Below are 22,784 nucleotides of genomic sequence, written 5' to 3'. Positions count from 1 at the left end.
AGAAGGTGTGCGGGTGCTCGGGGTCGACCCCGGTCTGACCAGGTGCGGTCTCGGCGTGGTCGACGGTGGCAAGGGCCGGGTCGTCCGCGCGGTGGCCGTGGGTGTCGTGCGCACCCCGCCGGAGGACGATCTCGCCCACCGGCTGCTCGGCATCGCCGACGAGGTCGAGGTCTGGCTGGACCGCTACAAGCCCGAGGCGATCGCGGTCGAGCGCGTGTTCGCGCAGCACAACGTCCGCACGGCCATGGGCACCGCGCAGGCGGGCGGCGTCGTCGCGCTGGCCGCGGCCCGGCGCGGGCTGCCGGTCGTCTTCCACACCCCGAGCGAGGTCAAGGCCGCGGTCACCGGGTCGGGCCGCGCGGACAAGGCACAGGTCACCGGGATGGTGATGCGCCTGCTCAACCTCGAGGTGAAGCCGCACCCCGCCGACGCGGCCGACGCGCTGGCGCTGGCCATCTGCCACCTCTGGCGCGAGCCGATGCGCGTCCGTCTCGCCGAGGCCGAGGCGCGCGCGGCCGAGCTGGCCCGCGCGCACAAGGCCAAGCTGGCGGCCGCCGCGAAACAGGCGGGCGCCGCCACCCGCACCCCGGTGCGGCGCGCGGCCCGCCGGACCCCCAGCAAGCTGGACGACACTGGAGCACCCCGATGATCTCCTCCGTACGCGGTGAAGTGCTGTCCGTCGGCCTGGACCACGTCGTGGTCGAGGTCGGCGGCGTGGGCTTCGCCGTGCAGGCCACCCCGGCGACGCTCGCGACGCTGCGCCGCGGCGAGCAGGTGCGGCTGCACACCGCGCTGGTCGTGCGCGAGGACTCGCTGACGCTGTTCGGGTTCGCCGACGAAGACGCGCGCGAGCTGTTCGGCCTGCTGCAGACCGTGTCGGGCATCGGCCCGCGGCTCGCGCTCGCCACGCTCGCCGTGCTGGAGCCCGACAAGCTGCGCGCCGCGCTCGTGGAAGGCAACATCACCGTGCTCACGCAGGTGCCCGGCATCGGCCGCAAGGGCGCCGAACGGCTCAGCCTCGAGCTGCGCGACAAGGTCACCGCGCTCGGCGGCACCGGCGAGATGCCGGCCGTGTCCGCGCCCGGCGCGTTGCGCGCCGAGGTCGTGGAAGCGTTGGCAGGACTGGGTTTCCCGGCCAAGCAGGCCGAGCAGGCGGTGGACCGAGTGCTGGCCGAGGGCGACGGCCACACCACCGCCACGGTGCTGCGCTCGGCGCTGGCCACCCTCGGGCGCAAGCGGTAGCCGGTGGACCACGAAGTGACCGAGTTCGAAGCCGGCAGCGACTCCGACGAGACGCTCTCCGCGCTCTCGCAGAACGGCGAGCGCGAGGTCGAGACGACCCTGCGGCCGCGCAAGCTCGACGAGTTCGTGGGCCAGCCCCGCGTGCGCGAGCAGCTGGAGCTGGTGCTGGAGAGCGCCCGGCGCCGCGGCGTGCCGCCCGACCACGTGCTGCTGTCCGGCCCGCCCGGCCTCGGCAAGACGAGCATGGCGATGATCGTGGCCGCCGAGCTGGGCGCGGCCATCCGCATCACGTCCGGTCCGGCGCTGGAACGCGCGGGCGACCTGGCCGCGATGCTGTCGAACCTCGCGCCCGGCGACGTGCTGTTCATCGACGAGATCCACCGCATCGCCCGGCCCGCCGAGGAGATGCTGTACCTCGCGATGGAGGACTTCCGCGTCGACGTCGTGGTCGGCAAGGGACCGGGCGCCACGAGCATCCCGCTCGAGATCGCGCCGTTCACGCTGGTCGGGGCCACCACGCGGTCGGGCTCGCTGACCGGGCCGCTGCGCGACCGCTTCGGCTTCACCGGGCAGATGGAGTTCTACTCCGACGCCGAGCTGGAACTCGTGGTGCGCCGCGCCGCGACGATCCTCGACATCCCCATCGACCGCGACGGCTGCTCGGAGATCGCCCGCCGCTCGCGCGGCACGCCCCGGATCGCGAACCGCCTGCTGCGCCGCGTCCGCGACTACGCCGAGGTCCGCGCCGACGGCACCGTGACCAGGGACGTCGCGCGGGCGGCGCTGAAGGTCTACGACGTGGACGAACTCGGTCTCGACCGGCTGGACCGGGCCGTGCTCACCGCGCTGACCCGCTCGTTCGGCGGGGGACCGGTCGGCATCTCGACGCTCGCCGTCGCCGTCGGTGAGGAGGCGACCACGGTGGAAGAGGTCTGCGAGCCCTACCTGGTCCGCGCGGGTATGCTCGCCCGGACTCCGCGTGGCCGGGTCGCGACCGCGGCCGCGTGGGAGCACCTCGGCCTGGTGCCACCGCCTGACGCAGGGCGGCCGGACCAGGGCGGTCCCACGTTGTTCGACCAGAGCTGAACCAGGGCTGACGGGGACGTCGGACACCGGCCGGCGGGAGCGCAACGGACGGTGGGTGCTGGCGATTTCGCGAGCACCTGGCACACTCGAAGACAGCACATCCGTCAAAACCGGACGTAAGCACCGACGACGCGACGTCCGTCGAATGGAGAGTCATGAACAACTTACTGCTGCCGTTGCTGCTGCTGGTCGTGGTGGCCGTGCCGCTCGTCCTCGGTACCCGCAAGCAGAAGAAGCAGCAGGCAGCCCAGCAGGACCTGCAGAAGAGCATCGCCCCCGGCGACCGCGTGATGACCACCTCGGGCCTCTACGGCACCGTCGCCGACGCTTCCGGCGACGACACCATCGACATCGAGATCGCCCCGGGCGTCGTCACCACGTGGCTGCGCATCGCGGTCCGCGAGAAGGTGCAGCCGGCCGTCGAGACCGACGAGACCGAGGTCGACGCCGAGGACACCGCCGACGAGACCGTCGGCGGCGTCGCCTCGACCACCGCCGAGGCGCCCGCCCAGGAGTCCATCGCGGACGAGGGCGAGAAGTCCGGTGCGCAGATCGCGCCCCCGCTGGAGCACGGCAAGAAGTGACCTGCTTCTTCCCCGGGCAGTGACACGCGCGTAGCCGACGAAAGTCGGTACGGGCGAACGCAGGGCTCACGCAGCACCGAGTACTGTCTCGGTGCTGCGTGCGTGTCCGCCGCCATAGTCATGCCCAGCAGCGTGCCGGGAGCACCGTCCCGGCTCGCTCACCGAACCAGTTGGGGTCCACCCAGTCCGAGGAGACCGAAGCACCGTGGCACCATCGGCCGGGCATCTCCGCCCGGGACGCTATCTCGCCTTCTTCGCCCTGATCGTGGTCGTGCTCTACGCCCTGGTGTTCTTCACCGGCAGCGGCAAGCCCACGCCGAAGCTCGGCATCGACCTGCAGGGCGGCACCCGGGTTACGCTCACCGCGCGGACGCCGGACGGCGGCCAGCCCACGCGAGACTCGCTGAACCAGGCGCGCCAGATCATCGAACAGCGCGTCAACGGGATCGGTGTCGCGGGCACCGAGGTCGTGCTCGACGGCAACAACGTCGTGATCACGGTCCCCGGCGCGCAGGGCGACCAGGCGAAGTCCCTCGGCCAGACCGCGAAGCTCGGCTTCCGCAAGGTCATCACCTCGCAGCCGAACACCCCGGCCGCACCGCCCGCCTCGGGCAACCCGGCGGCCCCGCCGGCTTCGGGCACGGCGGCGCCCCCCTCGGGCAGCCAGGCCCCGCCGCCCTCCTCGGGCGCGCCGTCGAGCACGCCGAACGGCGGCGGTGGCGCGGCCGGTGCGCCGGCCCAGCAGCCGCCGAGCACCACGCCGTCGGCCCCGCCGGCCTCGAACACGCCGGCGGCCGGTGGCCAGGCGCAGACGCCGATCCAGCAGGCACAGGCGATCCGGCAGAACCCGGATCTGGTCTCGACCGACCAGGCCAAGGCGCAGGCCGCGCAGCAGGCCGCCCTGGCCTCGCTCACCTGCGCGCCGAACGTCGGCGACCCGCTCGAGGGCAACGACCTCTCGGACAAGCCGCTGGTGGCGTGCGGTGACAAGGACGCCACGAAGTACGTGCTGGGCCCGCAGTTCCTGCCCGGCACCGAGATCTCCAGCGCCAACTCGAACTACGACCAGCAGCGCGGCCAATGGGTCGTCGACCTGACCTTCAACGGTTCCGGCAGCAAGACCTGGGGCGACTTCACCTCCGCCAACGTCGGCACACAGGCCGCGTTCGTGCTCGACACGCAGGTCGTGTCGGCGCCGACCATCCAGGGCGCCATCCTCGGCGGCAACACGCAGATCACCGGCCAGTTCACGCAGGCCGACGCCAAGAACCTCGCCGACGTGCTGAAGTACGGCTCGCTGCCGCTGTCGTTCGACTCCTCCGACGCCACCACCGTGTCGGCGACGCTCGGCTCGGCGTCGCTGCAGGCGGGCCTGCTGGCCGGCGCGATCGGCCTGATCGTGGTCTTCATCTACTGCCTGATCTACTACCGCCTGCTCGGCATCCTCACGATCCTGTCGCTGGCGCTGTCCGGCCTGCTGATCTACGCGGTGCTGGTCCTGCTCGGCCGGTGGATCGGCTACACGCTCGACCTCGCCGGCATCGCCGGCCTGATCATCGCGATCGGCATCACGGCGGACTCGTTCGTCATCTACTTCGAACGGCTCAAGGACGAGATCCGGGAAGGGCGCACGTTCCGCTCCGCGGTGCCGCGCGGCTGGGCTCGCGCCCGGCGCACGATCCTGGCGTCCGACGCGGTCAGCTTCCTCGCCGCGGCGATCCTGTACGTGATCGCGGTCGGTGACGTGCAGGGCTTCGCGTTCACCCTCGGCATGTCGACGGTGCTGGACCTCGTGGTGGTCTACCTCGTCACGCACCCGCTGGTGGCGATGGTGTCCACGTCGAAGTCGACGTTCCTGTCCAACCCCCGCAACCTCGGCCTCGGTGCCGTCCAGCGCCTGGCCTCGGAGCGCAGGTCCGCCCGCCCCGCCGTCGGCCGCACGAACGTGAAGGAGGCCTGACGTGGGCGTCGAAGACCTGGGCACGGACGCCGAGGCGGGCGCCGGCAAGGCCACCCCGTCCGGCAAGACCCCGTCCGGCAAGAAGGAAAGCGTCTTCCACCGGCTCTACGTCGGCACGGGCGCGTTCGACATCGTCGGCGCGCGCAAGCGCTGGTACATCTTCTTCGCGGCGCTGGTGCTCGTCAGCATCCTTTCGATGCTCATCCGCGGCTTCAACTTCGGCATCGAGTTCGAGGGCGGTACGCAGATCCAGCTGCCCGCCCACGGCGCGCACGGCGAGATCACCACTTCGCAGGTGACCGAGTCGTTCACCAAGGCGCTGGGCAAGGAGCCGTCGGAGACCCAGAGCGTCGGCACCGGCAACGCGAAGACGATCCAGATCCGCTCCGAGGCGCTGCCCGTCGACCAGGTCACGAAGGTGAAGCAGCAGCTGTTCACCGACCTGGCGCCCGAGGGCACCAACGGCCAGCCGAGCGCGCAGGCCATCAGCGACAGCGCGGTGAGCGCGTCGTGGGGCGGGGAGATCTCGCGGCAGGCGCTGATCGCGCTCGCGGTCTTCCTCGTCGCCGTGGTGATCTTCCTGGCGATCTACTTCGACACGCGGATGGCCGCGGCGGCGCTGATCTCGCTGATCCACGACATCGTGGTCACGGCGGGCGTGTACTCGCTCGTCGGCTTCGAGGTCACGCCGGCGACGGTGATCGGCCTGCTGACCATTCTCGGGTTCTCGCTGTACGACACGGTGGTGGTGTTCGACAAGGTCCGCGAGAACACGCGCGGCCTGCTCGGCCTCACCCGCCGCACGTACGCCGAGGCGGCCAACCTGGCGTTGAACCAGACGCTGATGCGGTCTTTCAACACGGCGTTCATCGCCCTGCTGCCGATCCTCGGCCTGCTCATCGTCGGGTACGTCCTGCTCGGCTCGGGCACGCTGCAGGACCTGGCGCTCGTGCAGCTGACGGGCACCCTGGTCGGCGTGCTGTCGTCGGTCGCGCTCGCGACGCCGCTGCTGGTCGACTTCAAGATGCGTGAGCCGAAGTACCAGCAGCAGGCGCAGCGCGTCGCGGCCCGCCGGGCCAAGGCCGCCGCTCGCGAGGCCGAGGGCGAGGACTTCGACGCGACGGACGACGACGCCCTGGCCGCCGAGCTGCGCAAGGAGAAGGCGATGGCCGCGGCGGCCGGCGTCCCGGCCCGCACTCCGAAGGCGCGTCCGCAGAACAAGCCGCGCCGCGCCGGTGGCGGCGTGTCGTCGGCGAAGCGGAAGCGCTGAGCCGGATGGAGCTGGAAAAGGCCCTCGGCCTGATCGCCGAGGTGCCGGACTTTCCCGAGCCCGGCGTGCTGTTCCGCGATCTGAGCCCGCTCTTCGCGGACGGCCCCGGGTTCGCCACGGTCGTCGACGCGCTGGCCGGCACGCTCACCCCCGGGGTCGAGCTGCTGGCCGGCGTCGAGGCCCGCGGTTTCCTCCTCGCCGCGGCCGTCGGGTACTCCCGCGGCCTCGGCGTGGTGCTCATCCGCAAGCCCGGCAAGCTGCCGTCGGTGGCCGGCCGGGTCGACTACGCCCTCGAATACGGCACCGCCAGCGTGGAGCTGCCGGCCGGCGTCGTGCACCCCGGCCAGCGCGTCGGCGTGATCGACGACGTCCTCGCCACCGGCGGCACGGTCGCCGGGACGGCCAAGCTGCTCGAAGACGCCGGCGCCGTGGTCGACGGCGTGTCGGTGGTGCTGGAGCTCGCGGCGCTGGGCGGCCGCGGCGTGCTGGCGGGCCGCCGGGTCGAGGCGCTGCAGGTCGTCTGACCCCGCGTCACCAGCGCGAACGGCCGGGAAGCCGGGACGCGCGTGCTGCGTTGAAGAAGTCGTGGTCCCGCCGGTACTCGGCGGCGCGCCGTCTGCCGATCGGACGTAGGCGGCGAGGCCACGCGGTCGAACGGCTACCCTGGGGGTTCGAAGGCCGCACGAGCAGCAGGAGGTGCGGGTGAGCCAAGAGCTCGACGCCGCGGTGCCCGCGAAGCCGGTGCTCGCGAAGGATGGCTCCGGTGCGCGCGGTGCGCAGTCGGTACCGCCGCCGAAGGCGAACGGGGCCGCGCCCAACCCGTCGGCGACCCGCCGGGTGCGAGCCCGGCTGGCCCGGCGCATCACGGCCCAGCGGGCCGCGCCCGTGAAGCAGGTGCTCGAGCCGCTCGCCGTGATCCACCGCGAGCTGCACCCCAACGCGGACCTCGCGCTGCTGCAGCGCGCCTACGACGTCGCCGAGGAGCTGCACCGCGACCAGCGGCGCAAGTCCGGCGACCCGTACATCACGCACCCGCTCGCCGTGGCCACGATCCTCGCCGAGCTGGGCATGGACACCACCACGCTCGTCGCGGCGCTGCTGCACGACACCGTGGAGGACACGGGCTTCTCGCTCGACCAGCTGAAGGCCGACTTCGGCGACAAGGTCGGCGAGCTCGTCGACGGCGTCACCAAGCTGGACAAGGTCAAGCTCGGCATGTCGGCCGAGGCCGAGACGATCCGCAAGATGGTCATCGCCATGGCGAAGGACCCGCGGGTGCTCGTGATCAAGCTGGCCGACCGGCTGCACAACATGCGCACCATGCGGTTCCTCCCGCCGGAGAAGCAGGCCCGCAAGGCCCGCGAGACGCTGGAGGTGCTCGCTCCGCTGGCCCACCGCCTCGGCATGGCGACGGTCAAGTGGGAGCTCGAAGACCTCGCGTTCGCGATCCTGCAGCCGAAGAAGTACGACGAGATCGTGCGGCTCGTCGCCGATCGCGCACCGTCGCGCGACACCTACCTGCGCAAGGTGATCGCCGACCTGACGGGCAACCTCGTGTCGTCGCGGATCACCGCGAAGGTCGAGGGCCGGCCGAAGCACTACTACTCGATCCACCAGAAGATGATCGTGCGCGGGCGCGACCTCGACGACATCCACGACCTGGTGGGCGTGCGGATCCTCGTCGAGGACGTGCGCGACTGCTACGCCGCCATGGGTGTCGTCCACGCGCTGTGGCAGCCCGTGCCCGGCCGGTTCAAGGACTACATCGCCCAGCCGCGGTTCGGCGTGTACCAATCGCTGCACACCACCGTGATCGGGCCGGACGGCAAGCCGCTCGAGGTGCAGATCCGCACCTACGAGATGCACCGCACCGCCGAGTACGGCATCGCCGCGCACTGGCGGTACAAGGAAACCAAGGGCACCCACAGCGGCAACTCGATGGACGTCGACGAGATCGCGTGGATGCGCCAGCTACTCGACTGGCAGCGTGAGGCCGCGGACCCGGGTGATTTCCTCGAATCGCTGCGCTACGAGCTGGCCGCGCGCGAGATCTTCGTGTTCACGCCGAAGGGCGACGTGATCACGCTGCCGGCGGATTCCACGCCGGTCGACTTCGCCTACGCCGTGCACACCGAGGTGGGGCACCGCTGCATCGGCGCCCGCGTGAACGGCCGTCTCGTGGCGCTCGAGCGCAAGCTGGAGAACGGCGAGAACGTCGAGATCTTCACGTCGAAGGCGGAGAACGCCGGCCCGAGCCGCGACTGGCTGCAGTTCGCCGGTTCGCCGAAGGCGCGCGCGAAGATCCGCCAGTGGTTCGCGAAGGAGCGCCGCGACGAGGCGATCGACGCGGGCAAGGAAGCAATCACCAAGGAGATCCGCAAGGTCGGGCTGCCCATCCAGCGGCTCGTCTCGGCGGAGTCGATGGGCTCGGTCGCCAAGGAGCTGCGCCACGGGGACATCTCCTCGCTGTATGCGGCCGTGGGGGAGGGCCACACCAGCGCGAAGCACGTGGTGCAGCGGCTGGTCGCGCTCATCGGCGGCGTCGACGAGGCGGAGGAGGAGCTCGCCGAGCGGGCCACGCCGTCCACCGTCACGCGGCGGCGCGGGTCCAACGACGTCGGCGTGATCGTGAAGGGCGCCAGCGACGTGTGGGCCAAGCTCGCCCGTTGCTGCACCCCGGTGCCGGGCGACGAGATCCTCGGGTTCGTCACGCGCGGCGGCGGCGTGAGCGTGCACCGCACGGACTGCACCAACGCCGACGACCTGCGCACCCAGCCCGAGCGGCTGGTCGAGGTGGAGTGGGCGCCGTCGTCCTCGTCGGTGTTCCTCGTGGCCATCCAGGTCGAGGCGCTCGACCGGCACCGGCTGCTGTCCGACGTCACCAAGGTGCTGGCCGACGAGAAGGTCAACATCCTCTCTGCGTCGGTCACGACCTCGCGCGACCGCGTGGCCGTGAGCCGGTTCTCGTTCGAGATGGGCGACCCGAAGCACCTCGGCCACGTGCTGAAGGTGGTGCGGGGCGTCGAGGGTGTGTACGACGTCTACCGGGTCACGTCGGCTTCCTGATCGGCGAAGAACGAACGGAGCGCCTCGGTCACTTCGGCGGGGCGCTCCATCGGCGGCAGATGGCCGGTGTCGGGCAGGTCGAGCCGGGCCGCACCGGGGATTTCGTGCTCGAACCGGTCGGCCAGTTCGAGCAGGCCTGAGCCGTCCGCGAGGCCGATGATCACCAGCGTGGGCGCGGTGATCTCGGCGAGGCGGTGGCGGGTGTCCGGGACGTCCTCCGTCCACTTCGGATCGGTCCACTCACGGCGGTAGACGCCCTCGCACAGGGTGAGGGCGCGGGTGTAGAAGTCCTGGCCCACGTCCGCTCGTGTCCGATGTGGACCGACGACGAGGTAGCGGACGTTGGCGTCGGCGATGGCCCGGACGTCCTCCTCGTCGACGCGTTCGGCGGTGTGGTCGAGGTAGCGCTCGAGCTTCTCCCGCGGCACCGCGGCGAGCATGGCTTCACGGCTGTCCGACGCCATGGGCTCGGGCCACTCGTGCCCGGACAGCCCGGCGCCGACGAGCGCGATCCGGGTGACGCGTTCGGGCGCGGCCAGCGCGGCGTCGAGCGCGTAGGCGCCGCCCATCGACGAGCCGGCGAGCGCGGCCCGGTCGATGCCGAGCGCGGACATCAGCGCGAGCAGGTCGCGGTGGTGGGAGACGGTGCCTTCGGCCGCCTGCGAGTCGCCGTGGCCGCGGCGGTCGTAGCGGATCACGCGGTGGTGCTCGGCCAGGGCCGCGAACTGGTGATCCCACATGCGCCGGTCGGCGAGTCCGGCGTGCAGAAGTACCACCGGCGGGCCTTCGCCGGCCTCGTCGTAGCCGAACCGCACGCCGTCGACCTCGATCATCCCCATGGCGGCCACGCTAGCGCGGCGAGCTGGTCACAGACGCGGGTTTCGCGCAGGGCGATCCCGCTAGGGTGCTGGCATGACCGACGGATTCGAGTTCACGCGCGACGGTGAGGTCGCGCGGCTGACGTTCGCCCGGCCGGAGAAGATGAACGCCATCACCTACGACATGTGGTCGGCCATCCCGGGCGTCGTCGCCGAGGTCGAGGCCGACCCGGCGCTCAAGGTCCTCGTGCTCACGGGCGCGGGCAAGCACTTCTCGGCCGGCGCCGACATCAGCGAGTTCCGCGACCTGCGCTCCACCGCCGACGGCGCGGCCACCTACGACAAGGCCGTCGACGGCGCCGTGGCCGCCCTGACCTCGATGCGCAAACCGTCCGTCGCCATGATCCAGGGCAACTGCATCGGCGGCGGCTGCCAGCTGTCGGTGGCGTGCGACTTCCGCTTCGCCTCGGAAGACGCGCGCTTCGGCATCACGCCCGCCAAGCTGGGCATCGTCTTCCACTTCGACTCGACCCGCCTGCTGGTCTCCCTCGTCGGCCCCGCGAACGCCCGGTACCTCCTGCTGTCCGGCGAGCTCATCGACGCCGTCCGCGCCCGCGAGATCGGCCTCGTCAACGATCTCCACGCCGCCGAAGGCCTCACCGCGGCCACCGCGGCCTTCGTGGAAACGCTGTGCTCGCGTTCGCAGGCCTCGATCCGCGGCATGAACCGGATCATCGAGAAGATCGTCGCGGGCCAGCAGACCCCGGACGACGAAGTGGACGCCATCCGCCTCGCCGCCCTGCACGGCGAGGACTACGCGGAGGGCGTCGACGCGTTCCTGAACCGCCGGCCGCCGAAGTTCACGTACCGCTGAGCACGCTGAGGGCGCTGGGGGCGCCGCTCAGATCTCGTCCCAGGGCGCACTTTCGTACGCCTCGGTCAGCAGCCGCGCGGCCGCCGGATCGCTGCGCAACGCCACCCCGTCGACCGACGCGACGGGCCGTCCGATCGTTTCGGAGTTGGTGAGGAACACGGCGTCGAAACCGGAGAGCTCGCGGGGGTGGACCGGGCGGGTCACCTGCGCGACGCCTGCGGCGCCCAGCCGTTCCTTCAGCAGCAGGTAGGTGATGCCCGGCAGCACCGCTGCTTCGGGCCACACGATGGTGTCGCCTTCGAGGAACCCGAGGTTCCAGATGGATGCTTCGCTGAGGTGTCCACTGTGGTCGATGAACACCGCGTCGTCGTAGCCCGCGAGCGCGGCCTGGCGCGAGTGGTGGATCAGGCCGAACGTGCCGGTGTGCTTCACCTCGGGCAGGTCGCGTTCATACCGCACCGACTTCAGCCGGATCGGGTCGGCGACGTGCTCGTGCGGGGGACCGGTGCGCACGAGGATTTCGGGCGCCATGACGGGAGCTTCTTCGCCGGCGTAGGAAGAGATGTGCACGCGCACGGACAGCGCGCCCTGCCCGGCGACGAGTTTGCGGACGTAGCCGCGGACCTGATCGAGGTCGAGTTCGCTGCCGAACAGCAGGCGAGTGCTCGAGGCCAGGCGCGTGAGGTGCAGGTCGAGGCCGCGGACTCGGCCGGCGCGGACCTGCATCGCGGTGAAGTGGCCGTAGCCGCCCAGAAAACGAGCGAGCTGAACGGCGCCGGGTTCGGCGCCGTTCAGCTCGAACGGGAAGGACACTGAGCCTCGAGAGAACAATCAGGCCGCGACGTTGACGGCCGTGAACTTGACCTGCTTCTTCGGCTCGCCGGTCGCGCCGTCCTGGCCGACGGTGCCGATGCCCGTCTTGGCGATCGCGTCGAGGACCTTGAGGCCGTCGTCGGAGATGCTGCCGAAGATGGTGTAGTTCGGGGGCAGCTCGGCGGTGCCGTAGACCATGAAGAACTGGCTGCCGCCCGAGTTGGGCTGGCCCGTGTTGGCCATGGCGAGGATGCCGCGGCCGTACTTCTCGCCGTCGATGAACTCGTCCGGGATGGTGAAGCCGGGGCCGCCGGTGCCGTCGGTCGTCACGTCGCCCTTGGCGTTCGGGTCGCCGCACTGCAGCATCTGCAGGTCGGTGACGCCGAGGCGGTGGCAGATCGTGTCGGTGTAGAAGCCCTGCTTCGCCAGGCTCACGAACGCTTCGACGGTGCACGGCGCGAGCGCGCGGTCGAGCGTGATCGGGATGTCGCCGACGGTGGTCTTCATCGTGATGTCGACCTTGCCCTGCGACGACACGTTCTTGCCGTCCGGCGCCGTGGTCTTCTTCGGCGGCGGCGCGCTCGTCGTGTCGGCCGGGTACGAGCACGTGGTCGGGTTCGGCAGGGCCTTCGGCCGCGTCGGCAGCGCCGTGCGCTGCGTCGGGATCTGGCCGACGGTCGGCACCGGCGGCGCCGAGCTCGACGGCGGCGGGGTGGCGGCCGCGGTGGCATCGTCGCCACCGCCGCTGTTCACGACCCACACGACTACGCCGGCCACGATGAGGACGACACCGCCGACCACTCCAGCGCCCACGATCTTGCGTCGCTTGGCCCGGTCCCGCCGGCGCTCGATCTGCCGCTCGAGTTTCCGCTTAGCGGCTTCACGGCGCTGCTGGTTGGTCGCCACCCGCCCTCCAGTTCAGGCTCGATGTCACACGTCTGAGGTAGCGGCAGTGTATGGGCACAGCCTGTGAGGACTCTGTACAGGGGCCGCTAGTCTCGATCCGATCGTGATCGGCGCCGCTTCGCAAACACCGGGACTGGAGGGGTTTGGTGCTCGTCGTCGGGTTCGCCGCGGGTCCACTGCGCGTCAACTGCTACCTGCTCGCCCCCGCGTCCGGCGGCGAGTGCGTGGTGGTCGACCCCGGGCAGGAGTCCGCGGAACCGCTCGCGGCCGCGCTGGCCGAGCACGGGCTGACGCCGGTCGCGCTGCTCGCCACCCACGGTCACCCCGACCACGTCGCCGGCGCCGCCGGCCACGACCTCCCGCTGCACCTGCACCCGGCCGACCGCGAGTGGTTCGCGGGACCGTCGGTGCCGCTGGCCGAAGGCTCGCTCGAAGTGGCGGGTCTGGTGCTCGACGTCGTGGCCCTGCCCGGCCACACGCCGGGGTCGGTCGCGTTCGCCGGGCAGGCGAGCGAAGGTGGCAGGCTGGTGCTCACGGGGGACACCTTGTTCGCCGGGTCGATCGGGCGCTCCGACGGCTCCGGCGCCGACCTGGAGAGATCGTTGCGCACGAAGCTGCTGACCCTGCCCGACGACACCGTCGTGCTGCCGGGCCACGGGCCCGCCACGACCATCGGGCGCGAACGCGCGACCAACCCCGCGCTCACGGTGGCGGAGGCGTGACGGGCATGACCGAGCAGGACGGCGTCAAGGGCGCCCCGGAACGGCTGCCGCTGTTCGCCGAGGACGCGAAGCTCACGCGCCGCCGCGCGTGGTCCGGGTTCGTCGGCGCGGTGATCGTGGCCGCGGCGTTCGGGGGCATCGCGGGCCTGATCGGCGGCCAGCTCGCCGGCCTGATCGTCGCGGTGGTCGTGGCGCTTCCCCTGCTGTACATCGTGCTGTACACGCTGCGCCGCCGGATCTGGCTGGAAGGCACGACGCTGGTGGTGCGCACGTGGGGCGTCCGCCGTATCGGGCTCGTCGAGGCGGAGCGGCTCGACATCGTGATCGGCGACGTGCGCGGAACCCGCACGGTGAGCCTGCTCGTGAACGCGGGCAAGCGGCGCAAGACCGTGAAGGTCGACCTCGCCGTGTTCGCCGGCACGGGCGGGCGCGAGCTGGGTGCGCTGCAGCTGCGCCGCGTCGCCGACGCGCTGCTGAACAACACCGAGGCGAACGGTCTGGTGTTCTCCGAGCTGCTGGTCGCGGAGCTGCGGTCGGAAGCGCGCGGCGACGCCGTGGCCGAGCGGCCGCTGTACCGGCTCGCGTCGGCCGCCCCGGCCGGGCGCTACATCCAGCGGTTCCCGATGGAAGCCGTCAGCCGCTTCGTCGCGACGCTGGAGTGACCGCCGGGGTGACGCGGTCCTTCGAGGCCTCTTCCATGCCGTCGACGCGCGCGCGGATCTGCTCCACCTGGTCGGCGAGGTCCGGCAGCTCCTCGGCGACGTAGGCGAGCAGGCGCTCGAGGTGGCGCAGCGTCGCCCGCACGTCGTCGAGCGCGGTCGCGATCCGCGGGACGGTCTCGGCCGCCTCCAGCACCGCCGAAAACAACCGCCGGACCAGGTGCACGGTGACCCGCGGTCCCGCCAGTACGGCTGAGAACACGACCCCTCCTCGGGTACGGATGTACTCGCCTCGGTCGCGGACTTCGTACCGCAGCCACCGGGTCGGGTTCCGGCCGGGGTTCGCTGTGTTACTGGTGTGACTACGGCGTATTCGTGGTGCTCACGAGGTGGTCGACGGGCTCGCGCGCCGCGATCAAGGCCGCCAGGATCGTCGTCACCGGCACCGCCGCGACGATGCCCACGGAGCCCGCGAGCGTGCGGATGATCTCCGACGCGATGTCCTCGCTGCCGAGCAGCGCGCCGAGCCCGACGCCGGAGATCGACGAGTAGAGCAGCACCGGCAGCGCGGCACCGGCGTAGGCCATCACCAGGGTGTTCACGGCCGAGCCGACGTGGTCCCGGCCGATGCGCAGGCCGGAACGGTAGAGCTCGCGCCAGCCCAGCGCCGGGTTCGCGCGCCGCAGCTCCCAGACGGCGCTGGTCTGCGTCACCGTCACGTCGTCGAGGACACCGAGCGCGCCGATCACGATGCCGGCGAGCAGCAGGCCGCGCGCGTCGATGCCGTGGCCGAGCGAGCCGATGAGCGTGGACGTGCTGTCGTCGAGGCCGGTGAGGGAGGCGCCGACGGAGAAGATCGCCGACAGGATGCCGATCAGCGCGAGGCTCACCAGCGTGCCGAGCACCGCGACCGACGTTCTCGCCGACAGCCCGTGGGTCAGGTACAACGCGACGAACATGATCGCGCCGGCGCCCGCGATCGCGACCAGCAGCGGGTTCTCGCCGGCGAGGATCGAGGGGAGCACGAACAGCACGATCACCACGAAGCTCAGCACCAGCGCGACGAGCGCCGCGAGCCCCTGCCAGCGGCCGAGGACCAGCACGGCGAGGGCGAACAGCGCGGCCAGCAGCACGAGCGGCGTGCCGCGCTGGAAGTCGACGAGCTGGAACGACGCCGGGTCGGTGGCGTTGCCGCCGTTGTAGGCGAGGACCACGTCGTCGCCGGTGGAGAAGCGCGGCGTGCTCGGCTCGATCGGCACGATGAGCCGCAGCGGTTTCCCGTTGCCGGGGCCGTCGGTCATCGTCAGGTCGACGGTGAGGCACGGCTTCTGGTCGGGATCGGTGTCCGCGCCCACCTGCACCTGGCCGTTCGCGAGGCACGGCCCCGTGGCGGTCGCCGTGATCGACGCCTGCACCGGCGTGCCCTGCGGCACCACACTCGTCGGCGACGCCTTGCCCCACGGGTACAGCACGATCATCCCGACGACCGTCGCGAGGGCGAGCGGGATGAGCAGCACCATGAGCAGCTTGCGCACCCGGGTGGAGGCAGGGGCGGCGGGGCCGTGGCCATGTCCGTGCCCATGACCGTGGCCGTGCGCTTGGGCGGTGAGCGCGGCACGGAGGCCCTTGCGGGCGGTGGGTTCGGGGGTGGCGTCGGGTTCCGGCGCGTCGCCCGGGCTCACGGCGGTGCGAGGGCGGCGGCCGGTGGGGGGAGGCGTGTCACCGGTGCGGCGGCCGGTGGCCGGCCGGCCGCTCTCGGCGTCGAGTGAGAAGGATTCGCTTGGGGCGTGCGCGGTTTCGCTGTCGCGGCGCGCTTGTCCCTGGGCGCGGCGGGTGGGTGGGAGCGGGGTTTCGCCGGTGTGGCGGCCTGTGGACGGCGAGCCGCCGTCGGTGTCGGGTGGCCAGGATTCGCTGGTGGTGCGCGGGGTTTCGCTGTCGCGGCGTGCCTGCCCTGGGGCGCGGCGGGTGGGTGGCAGCGGAGTTTCGCCGGTGTGGCGGCCTGTGGACGGCGAGCCGCCGTCGGTGTCGGGTGGCCAGGATTCGCTGGTGGTGCGCGCGGTTTCGCTGTCGCGGCGCGCCTGCCCTGGGGCGCGCCGGGTGGGTGGCAGCGGAGTTTCGCCGGTCCGGCGCGAGGTTTGACCGCCCCGGCGGCCGGTCGGCGGCGGGGTCTCGCCGCGGCGGCGTGGGGGCGCTGGGGTTTCGCCCGTCTCGCGGCCGGCGGGGGTTCCCTCGGCGTCGCGGGACGGCAGCGGAGCTTGCCCGGTTCGGCCGGCTCGAGGGGATTCGCCCGTGCGGTGGCTCGCCGGGGGTGGGGTGTCCCCGGTGCGGCGGCGGGCCGGCGTCTCGCCGGCGCGGCGTGGTGGCAGGGGGGTTTCGCCCGTGCGGCGGCCGGCCGGGTTGTCGCCGGAGCGGGGCGTGGCGCGGCGCACCGGCTCTTCGGCGCCGGGCCAGGCGGGTTCGTCGCCGGTGCGGGGGCGGCGGGGCCGGGCGGGGGGCGCGGAGGAGTCGTCGGCGACGCGGCGGATGGGGCCGGTGTCGGCGGCGTCGTCGAAGTCGGCGGGGTAGTCGGGCGGTGCCACGGCGCACATCCTGCACTCCGGCCGTGGCCGTCACTCGTACCGGGTGGGGACGACCCGGTCGTATCCGGCGTTTCGCTCAGCCGAGGGCCTGGCGCAGGTGCACGCGGCGGTAGGCGGATGGTGGGGTGTCGAAGTGGTCGAGGAAGGCCTGGCGCAGTGTCTCGGTGGAGCCGAAGCCGCAGCGGCGGGCGATGGCTGCCAGGGGCAGGTCGGTGCCCGCGAGGAGGCGGGCGGCGTGCTCGGCGCGGACGGTGCGCACGTACTTGCCGGGCGTGGTGCCGAGGTGGGCGTCGAACAACCTGGTCAGCTGGCGGGTACTGATGCCGGCCTGCCGGGCCAGCACGGGCGTGCCCAGGTCGTCGCCCAGGTGTTCGGCGACGAACGCGGTGAGGTCGCGCACCTGGCGGTGCTCGGGCGGCGGGCCGGACAGGAACATGCTCACCTGCGACTGGTTGCCGGGGCGCTGCAGGTACGTCACGAGGGCGCGGGCGGCTTCGCGGGCGAGCGTCGGGCCGTGGTCCTCCTCGACGAACGCCAGCGCGAGGTCCAGTCCGCTGGTGACGCCGGCCGAGGTGTAGACGTCGCCGTGGCGGATGAACAGCGGCACCGGGTCCACCCGCACCGACGGGTACTTCGCGGCGAGCTGCGCCGCGTACGCCCAGTGCGTGGTCGCGCGGCGGCCGCTCAGCAGGCCGGCGGCGGCGAGCACGGTCGAGCCGGTGCAGACCGACGCCGTGCGCGTGCTGTCGCGGGAGAGCCGGCGGACGTGTTCGAGCAGGCGCTCGTCGGCCGCGGCCGCGCGGTGACCGGTCCCGCCGGAGACGACGATCGTGTGCAGCGGCCCCGAAACCTGGTCGAGGCGCACGTGGGGCGTCAGCGTGATGCCGGACTGGCAGCGGAACGGGTGTCCGTCCACAGTGGCCAGCCGCAGGGCGTAGCCGGGGCGCGCGCCGAGCCGGTTGGCGGCGTCGAGCGCGTCGGAGACGCACGCGATGTCGAGCAGCTCGGCGTCGGGGTACCCGACGATCACGACCTGCCGTTCCGGCCCCGGCATGATCGAACGTTAGCAGGTCAGCAGGCCGATCGACATGGTTCGCAGGATTACGGACATCGCCCTCCCGTCCGCGCGCTCGCGGGGGCACGGTGGGAGGCATGACCGAGAAGACGTTCGCCTTTGTCCTCTACCCCGGCCTCACGGTGCTCGACCTCGTGGGCCCGCTCCAGGTGCTGAGCGCGTTCGCCACGGCGGATCACGACTTCCGCGTGGTGGTCGTGGGCGAGACCCTCGACCCGATCGGCACCGACACGCCCCTGCGGATCGCGCCCAGCCACACGTTCGCCGACGTCCGCGAGCCCTACGGCGTCCTCGTCCCGGGCGGCTCCGCGCCGACCCTGGAGGCGCTCGCGAACCGGCCGCTGATCGACTACCTGGCCACGACCGCGCGCACGGCCGAGCTCATGACGTCCGTCTGCACGGGCGCCCTGCTCCTCGGCGAGGCCGGCCTCCTCGACGGCCGCGAAGCCACCACCCACTGGATGTTCCGCGACCTGCTGCGCGCCTTCGGCGCCACCCCGGTCGCCCGCCGCTGGGTCGACGCCGGCCCCGTGATCACCGCCGCGGGCGTCTCGGCGGGCATCGACCTGGCCCTGCACCTCGTCGACCGCCTCGCCGGCCCCGACGTCGCCCGCACTGTCCAGTTCGGCATCGAATACGACCCCGAGCCGCCACTGGGCCCGCTCGACTGGGAGACCGCGCCGCGCGGTGCGCTGAAGCCGTTGCTGGAACACACCCTGGGCGACCACGTGCTGGCCGACCGGCCCGACCTCAAGGCGAAGCTGCTCGCACACGCCTGAGCCGGACGCCGGTGTGGGGGGACCGTCCACGCCGACGCCCGGTCGGGGGCGCTGTGACGGTGGCCGGCTGACTCGGCGGCGGCCGCGGCGCGGCGGGAGTGAGCGCGGCGGGACCGCTCGCGCGGGCCGCACAGGATCGTGGGGCGTGGCACGGCGCTCGGCGAACGGCCGCTCGCCGAGCGGTGGTCGAGCGCGACGGCACGATTCGCGGTGAGCCACGTCGGCCGGGCGAGCCGCGTAGCCCACCAGCCGGCCTGTCGGCCGTGGGCTGGCGCGAAGGGACCGTTCGCGCGGACTGCTGAGGCTGGCCACTGTGCGAGGCGCATGCTCACCTGGGTGTGGACGAGGGCCGGAGTGAGCGGACGGTTCGCGCTTGACCGATCGGGCCGACCACCGCGCGAGGCGCACGCGCGCCCGGCCTGCTGGCCAAGGGCTGGCGTGAAGGGACGGTTCGCGCCCGGTTGATCAGGCTGAGCGCGGCCCAAGGCGCGTGCCTGCGCGGGTGCAACGGCGAGTCGGGCCGAAGGGACCGTTCGCGCCCAACTGATCGGACCGGCCATCGCGCGAGGTGCATGCTTGCCTGGGTGTAGGCAAGGGCCGGCGCGAAGGGACCGTTCGCACCAACCCTGCCCCGAGCACCCTTCCAACGGGGTGGGCCATCCGGGTGAGGGCCGCCCGAAGCGGCGGGAACGGAGGGTCGCGCAGGTACTTTCGGGTCGCTCGATCAGGTGACGTGCGGCCCGTGGGGAGCTTGCGGTGCGGTTCCAGGTCCTCGGTCCGCTGGCGGCGACCGTCGCGTTGCCGTCGGCGGCGCAGCCGCGGCGGTTGCTCGCGTTGTTGCTCGCGCGGCCCAACGAGGTGGTCGGGCGGGCGACGATCGTCGACGAGCTGTGGCCCGACGGGGCGCCGCCGAGTGCGGCGGCGATCGTTCAGGTGACGGTGTCGAAGCTGCGCAAGGCGTTGTCGCCCGGGCTGGCGGCGGACGACCCCGCGCAGCGGCTCAGGTCGGGGCCGCGCGGGTACGCCCTGAGCGTGGCCGAGGGGGAGCTCGACGCGGCGGAGTTCGTCGCGCTGGCGTCGGCCGGGCTGGCGGCGGAGGACGCGAAAGCGAAGCAAGAACTGCTCACCCGGGCGCTCGCGTGCTGGCGGGGTGGGGCGTTCTGCGACGTCGCGACGGGACCGCTCGTCGAGGCGCAGGAGGTGTGGCTGGAGGACCGCCGCCGGACGGTCCTCCTGCAGCTGGTGGACCTGCAGCTCGCCGAGGGCGACGGGCAGGCCGTGGTGTACCGGCTCGCCCCCGTCGTGGCCGCGCGGCCCGCCGACGAACGGCTCGCCGGCCGCCTCGCCGGGGCGCTGGCGGGGTTGGGCCGCCGCGACGCCGCGCTCGACGTGCTGCGCCGCACGCGCCGCGCGCTGTGGGACGAGGCCGGCGTGGTGCCGGGGCCGGAGCTCGACGCGCTGTACCGCCGCATCGCCGGCGCCGAGTGGACGGCAGGCGGCCCGCCCGCGCAGCTGCCCGCACCGGTGCCCGACTTCACGGGCCGCGCAACGGAACTCGCGGCCGTCTCGCGGCACTTGCGCGCGCCCGCGCCGGTCGTGGTCCACGGCGCCGCCGGGGCGGGCAAGAGCGCGCTCGCCGTGCAGGCCGCGTGGCGGGCGCGGCGCCGCTTCCCCGACGGGCAGCTCGTGGCCGACCTCGCCACCACCGAACCCCGCGACGTCCTCGTCGCCTTCCTGCGCGCCCTCGGCGCCGCCACGGCCGAGCTCACCGGCGACCTCACCGCGCTCGTGGCCGCCTGGCGCAGCCACACCGTCGACCGGCGCCTGCTCGTCCTGCTCGAAAACGCGCGCACCGAGGCCCAGATCCGCCCGCTGCTGCCGAGCGGCTCCGGCTGCGGCGTCCTCGTGACGGCGCGGCGGCCGTTGCCGGGATTGGTGGCGGCAAGGCCCGTTCCCGTCGGTGAACTGTCCACTGTGGACGCCACGACGCTGCTCGCCGCCGTCGCCGGCGAAGCGCGGATCGCGGCCGAGCCCGCCGCCGCCGGCGAAGTGGTCGCGCGCTGCGCCGGGCTTCCCCTCGCGCTGCGCGTCGCGGGGCTGCGGCTCGCCACCCGGCCCCATCTCCGGATCGCGGACCTCGCCGCCCGCCTCGGCGACGACCGTCGCGCCCTCGACGAGCTCGCCGCCGGCGACGTCAGCGTCCGCGCGGCCGTCCTCCCGGCCCTGCGCGACTGCCCGGGCGAAGACCGCGATCTCCTGCGCCTGCTCGGCTTGTTCCGCCGGCCCGTGCCCGACTGGTGCGCCGCCGCGCTGCTCGCCACCCGCCCCGCCGAAGCCCGCGACCGCCTCGAAACCCTGGCCGACACCCACCTGCTGGTCGCCGACGAGCACGGCCGCCACGGCGTGCCCCGCTTCGTCCGCCTCGGCCTCGCCCGGCTGCCCGGTGAACCCGACCCCGCCGCGGTCGACCGCGCCCTCGAAGCCGTCCTGGCCCTCGCCGAACGCGTGCTTTCCGTACTGGACAAGGGTTTCGAACCGGCCGGACCGCCGTTCGCGCAGCCGGACGCCGCCGCGGCCCGGCTCGCCACCGCCGACCCCGACGCTTGGCGCCGCCGGGAAACCGAGCTCGTCGCCACGGCCGCCCGGCTCGCCGGCCGCCACCACCGGCACGCACTGGCCGCCCGCCTCTCCGACGCGTGCGCGGCCCTGGCCGGCACGCCGTGGCTCGGCCGCTCCGCGAGGGCGGTCTCGGTCGTCGGCCTCGCCGCGGCCCGCCGCCTCGGCGACCGCCCGGCCGAGGCGGGCAAGCTGTTCACCCTCGCCTCCGTCCACTGGCAGCTCGGCCGCTCGCGCCAGGCCCGCACCTACTTCGCCCTGGCCGGCGCGCGCTTCAAAGCCCTCGGTGACCCGCGCGGCCGCGGCGCCGCCCTGGTCGCGCTGGCCGACCTCGACGCCGACGCCGGCCAGGCCGAGCTCGCCGTCGAAGAGCTGCGCGAAGCCCTGGAACTCCTGCGTGCGTGTGACGACGTCCGGGGCCAGGCCATCGCGGCCGCGCAGTTCGGCGGCCTGTCGGAAGACCTCGGCGACGTCCGCCGGGCCGTCGAGAGCTTCGAAGCCGCGCTCCTGCTCGCCGGCGACTGCGCGGGCCGCTGGCACGACCAGGTCGCCAAGCGCTACGCCGACGTGCTCCGCCGCCACGGCCGCACCGACCGCGCGGCCGACCTGCTGACGGGCGCGCTCGGCGGCGCCGTCCGCACCCGCGAACGCCACTGGGAGGCCCACGTCCTGCGCAGCCTCGGCGACCTCCACACCGACGCCGGCGAGGTCGCCGAAGGCGAACGCTGCCTCACGCGTTCGCTCGACCTGTTCGAGCAGATCGGCCACCGGCACGCGGCCGCCTACACCCACCGCAGCCTCGCCGAGACCCGCCTGCGCGCGGCCGACCCGGCGGGCGCGCAGCAGCACCTGCGCCGCGCCATGGCCGTGTTCCGCGACCTGCGCGACCGCCGCGGCACCGGCTACGCGCTGCTGAGCCTCGGCAAGCTTCAGGCCCGCGCGGGCGAAGCACCCCGGGCCCTCGCCGGCGCCGCGGACGTCTTCCGCGAGCTCGGCTTCCCGCTGTGGGAGCTGCGCGCGTTGCGCGAGCTCAACGCCGCTTCGAGTGATTCACCCGCCGGCGACCGGGCCCGTGAAGTCTTGGCGAAGATCAGGATCTGACGCACACCCCGGCGTCGCCGCGGCACCGGCGTTTGGCGTTCGTATGGAGCCGCGCACTTGGCTTCCCCTCGTCGAAAGTCCCCACGAGGAGGCAAGTCATGCGCGTTCCTCCGATGCTGCCCCAGGCGGCCGTCGGACTGGCCGCCGCGGCGGCCATGACGGTGCTCGGCACGGCCGCGGCTTCGGCCGCGCCCGCCGTCACCAAGCTGACGCAGGCCCAGGCGGCGTCGCAGCTGTCCGCGGCGGGTGTCACGCACTCGTCCAGTGGCGGGTGCACCACGCGGTCGAACTCCACCTGCACGTCGTTCGAGCAGATCAACCAGACCACCGTCAGCGGCGTGATCACGCTCAAGCGCGCCAGCGGCTGCGCGATCAACATCACCGGCGGCACCGAGGTCGGCCACGCCTCGGGCACCTACAGCCACTACAACGGCTACAAGGTGGACATCTCGCACAACAGCTGCATCGACGGCTACATCAAGAACAACTTCTCCTACATCGGCCTCCGCGGCGACGGCTACCCGCAGTGGCAGGCCCCCTCCAGCAATCTCTACTGCGACGAGGGCAACCACTGGGACATCACCTACTACACCACCGGCGGCTGATCGGACCGGCCGCGCGGCCGGCCGGGGAC

20 protein-coding genes are annotated in these 22,784 nt (G+C 72.9%); 14 read left to right on the top strand and 6 right to left on the bottom strand.

Features of this window, described 5'->3' with window-relative positions:
* Nucleotides 1-7 precede the first annotated feature (7 nt).
* The 8 genes from ruvC (at nucleotide 8) to ACQPXB_RS27535 (ending at nucleotide 9,208) form a co-directional block, all read left to right on the top strand.
* Entirely contained in the window at nucleotides 8-649 is a 642-nt protein-coding gene (gene ruvC / locus ACQPXB_RS27570; RefSeq protein WP_255638075.1) for a crossover junction endodeoxyribonuclease RuvC, read from the top strand.
* On the top strand, nucleotides 646-1,242 hold the full coding sequence (gene ruvA / locus ACQPXB_RS27565) for a Holliday junction branch migration protein RuvA (RefSeq protein ID WP_366576876.1): 597 nt from the start codon (nucleotides 646-648) through the stop codon (nucleotides 1,240-1,242). Before ruvC ends, ruvA begins: the two co-directional genes overlap by 4 nt.
* Before the next feature lie 3 nt (nucleotides 1,243-1,245).
* The gene (gene ruvB, locus ACQPXB_RS27560; protein ID WP_386944992.1) at nucleotides 1,246-2,328 is read left to right on the top strand and encodes a Holliday junction branch migration DNA helicase RuvB; all 1,083 of its coding nucleotides are present in this window, start codon (nucleotides 1,246-1,248) and stop codon (nucleotides 2,326-2,328) included.
* Nucleotides 2,329-2,483: 155 nt separating this feature from the next.
* Complete coding sequence (yajC, locus tag ACQPXB_RS27555) at nucleotides 2,484-2,912, top strand: preprotein translocase subunit YajC (RefSeq protein WP_386944994.1); 429 nt, start codon at nucleotides 2,484-2,486, stop codon at nucleotides 2,910-2,912.
* 205 nt (nucleotides 2,913-3,117) lie between these two features.
* The gene (gene secD / locus ACQPXB_RS27550; protein WP_432844930.1) at nucleotides 3,118-4,872 is read left to right on the top strand and encodes a protein translocase subunit SecD; all 1,755 of its coding nucleotides are present in this window, start codon (nucleotides 3,118-3,120) and stop codon (nucleotides 4,870-4,872) included.
* 1 nt (nucleotide 4,873) lies between these two features.
* Nucleotides 4,874-6,142, top strand: a complete 1,269-nt coding sequence (gene secF / locus ACQPXB_RS27545; RefSeq protein WP_386944996.1) for a protein translocase subunit SecF — start codon at nucleotides 4,874-4,876, stop codon at nucleotides 6,140-6,142.
* A gap of 5 nt (nucleotides 6,143-6,147) precedes the next feature.
* The gene (locus ACQPXB_RS27540; RefSeq protein WP_386944998.1) at nucleotides 6,148-6,666 is read left to right on the top strand and encodes an adenine phosphoribosyltransferase; all 519 of its coding nucleotides are present in this window, start codon (nucleotides 6,148-6,150) and stop codon (nucleotides 6,664-6,666) included.
* 178 nt (nucleotides 6,667-6,844) lie between these two features.
* Complete coding sequence (locus tag ACQPXB_RS27535; RefSeq protein ID WP_432844929.1) at nucleotides 6,845-9,208, top strand: RelA/SpoT family protein; 2,364 nt, start codon at nucleotides 6,845-6,847, stop codon at nucleotides 9,206-9,208.
* Here ACQPXB_RS27535 and ACQPXB_RS27530 read toward each other — a convergent pair.
* Nucleotides 9,184-10,047 (bottom strand): alpha/beta fold hydrolase, encoded by an 864-nt coding sequence (locus ACQPXB_RS27530; RefSeq protein ID WP_432844928.1) that lies wholly within the window; start codon nucleotides 10,045-10,047, stop codon nucleotides 9,184-9,186. The two genes, ACQPXB_RS27535 and ACQPXB_RS27530, sit on opposite strands and share 25 nt — an antisense overlap.
* A gap of 73 nt (nucleotides 10,048-10,120) precedes the next feature.
* On the opposite strand from ACQPXB_RS27530, the gene ACQPXB_RS27525 reads away from it, so the two are divergent.
* Complete coding sequence (locus ACQPXB_RS27525) at nucleotides 10,121-10,900, top strand: enoyl-CoA hydratase/isomerase family protein (RefSeq protein ID WP_366576865.1); 780 nt, start codon at nucleotides 10,121-10,123, stop codon at nucleotides 10,898-10,900.
* Between the two features lie 27 nt (nucleotides 10,901-10,927).
* Here ACQPXB_RS27525 and ACQPXB_RS27520 read toward each other — a convergent pair whose 3' ends face one another.
* Both ACQPXB_RS27520 and ACQPXB_RS27515 read right to left on the bottom strand, forming a co-directional pair.
* Nucleotides 10,928-11,713 carry an aminotransferase class IV gene (locus tag ACQPXB_RS27520; RefSeq protein WP_432844927.1) on the bottom strand — a complete coding sequence of 262 codons (786 nt, stop codon included), beginning with the start codon at nucleotides 11,711-11,713 and terminating at the stop codon, nucleotides 10,928-10,930.
* A gap of 18 nt (nucleotides 11,714-11,731) precedes the next feature.
* Nucleotides 11,732-12,619 carry a peptidylprolyl isomerase gene (locus tag ACQPXB_RS27515; protein ID WP_366576862.1) on the bottom strand — a complete coding sequence of 296 codons (888 nt, stop codon included), beginning with the start codon at nucleotides 12,617-12,619 and terminating at the stop codon, nucleotides 11,732-11,734.
* A gap of 146 nt (nucleotides 12,620-12,765) precedes the next feature.
* Here ACQPXB_RS27515 and ACQPXB_RS27510 point away from each other — a divergent pair, with 146 nt between their 5' ends.
* Nucleotides 12,766-13,341, top strand: coding sequence for an MBL fold metallo-hydrolase (locus ACQPXB_RS27510; protein ID WP_432844926.1), 576 nt, complete (start codon nucleotides 12,766-12,768; stop codon nucleotides 13,339-13,341).
* Between the two features lie 5 nt (nucleotides 13,342-13,346).
* Nucleotides 13,347-14,003, top strand: a complete 657-nt coding sequence (locus ACQPXB_RS27505) for a hypothetical protein (RefSeq protein ID WP_366576858.1) — start codon at nucleotides 13,347-13,349, stop codon at nucleotides 14,001-14,003.
* Here the strand turns inward: ACQPXB_RS27505 and ACQPXB_RS27500 are convergent.
* The 3 genes from ACQPXB_RS27500 to ACQPXB_RS27490 all read right to left on the bottom strand — a co-directional run bounded on the left by ACQPXB_RS27500 (nucleotide 13,975) and on the right by ACQPXB_RS27490 (nucleotide 17,633).
* Nucleotides 13,975-14,262 (bottom strand): hypothetical protein, encoded by a 288-nt coding sequence (locus tag ACQPXB_RS27500; protein ID WP_366576856.1) that lies wholly within the window; start codon nucleotides 14,260-14,262, stop codon nucleotides 13,975-13,977. The two genes, ACQPXB_RS27505 and ACQPXB_RS27500, sit on opposite strands and share 29 nt — an antisense overlap.
* Nucleotides 14,263-14,362: 100 nt before the next feature.
* Entirely contained in the window at nucleotides 14,363-15,682 is a 1,320-nt protein-coding gene (locus ACQPXB_RS27495) for a YibE/F family protein (RefSeq protein WP_432856805.1), read from the bottom strand.
* Between the two features lie 973 nt (nucleotides 15,683-16,655).
* Nucleotides 16,656-17,633: a GlxA family transcriptional regulator gene (locus ACQPXB_RS27490; protein WP_432844925.1), complete on the bottom strand. Its 978-nt coding sequence runs from the start codon at nucleotides 17,631-17,633 to the stop codon at nucleotides 16,656-16,658.
* Nucleotides 17,634-17,731: 98 nt separating this feature from the next.
* On the opposite strand from ACQPXB_RS27490, the gene ACQPXB_RS27485 reads away from it, so the two are divergent.
* The 3 genes from ACQPXB_RS27485 (at nucleotide 17,732) to ACQPXB_RS27475 (ending at nucleotide 22,755) form a co-directional block, all read left to right on the top strand.
* Nucleotides 17,732-18,433, top strand: coding sequence for a DJ-1/PfpI family protein (locus ACQPXB_RS27485; protein ID WP_432844924.1), 702 nt, complete (start codon nucleotides 17,732-17,734; stop codon nucleotides 18,431-18,433).
* A gap of 756 nt (nucleotides 18,434-19,189) precedes the next feature.
* A complete protein-coding gene (locus tag ACQPXB_RS27480; RefSeq protein WP_432844923.1) occupies nucleotides 19,190-22,150 on the top strand; it encodes a BTAD domain-containing putative transcriptional regulator in 2,961 nt (986 codons plus the stop codon).
* A 98-nt stretch (nucleotides 22,151-22,248) separates the two neighbouring features.
* Complete coding sequence (locus tag ACQPXB_RS27475) at nucleotides 22,249-22,755, top strand: hypothetical protein (protein WP_386945014.1); 507 nt, start codon at nucleotides 22,249-22,251, stop codon at nucleotides 22,753-22,755.
* Nucleotides 22,756-22,784 lie beyond the last annotated feature (29 nt).

This window comes from Amycolatopsis sp. CA-161197 (assembly GCF_050942255.1).
GTDB lineage: Bacteria > Actinomycetota > Actinomycetes > Mycobacteriales > Pseudonocardiaceae > Amycolatopsis.
Note: the sequence above shows the minus strand (reverse complement) of the source record. Positions and strands in the feature narration are given on the sequence as shown.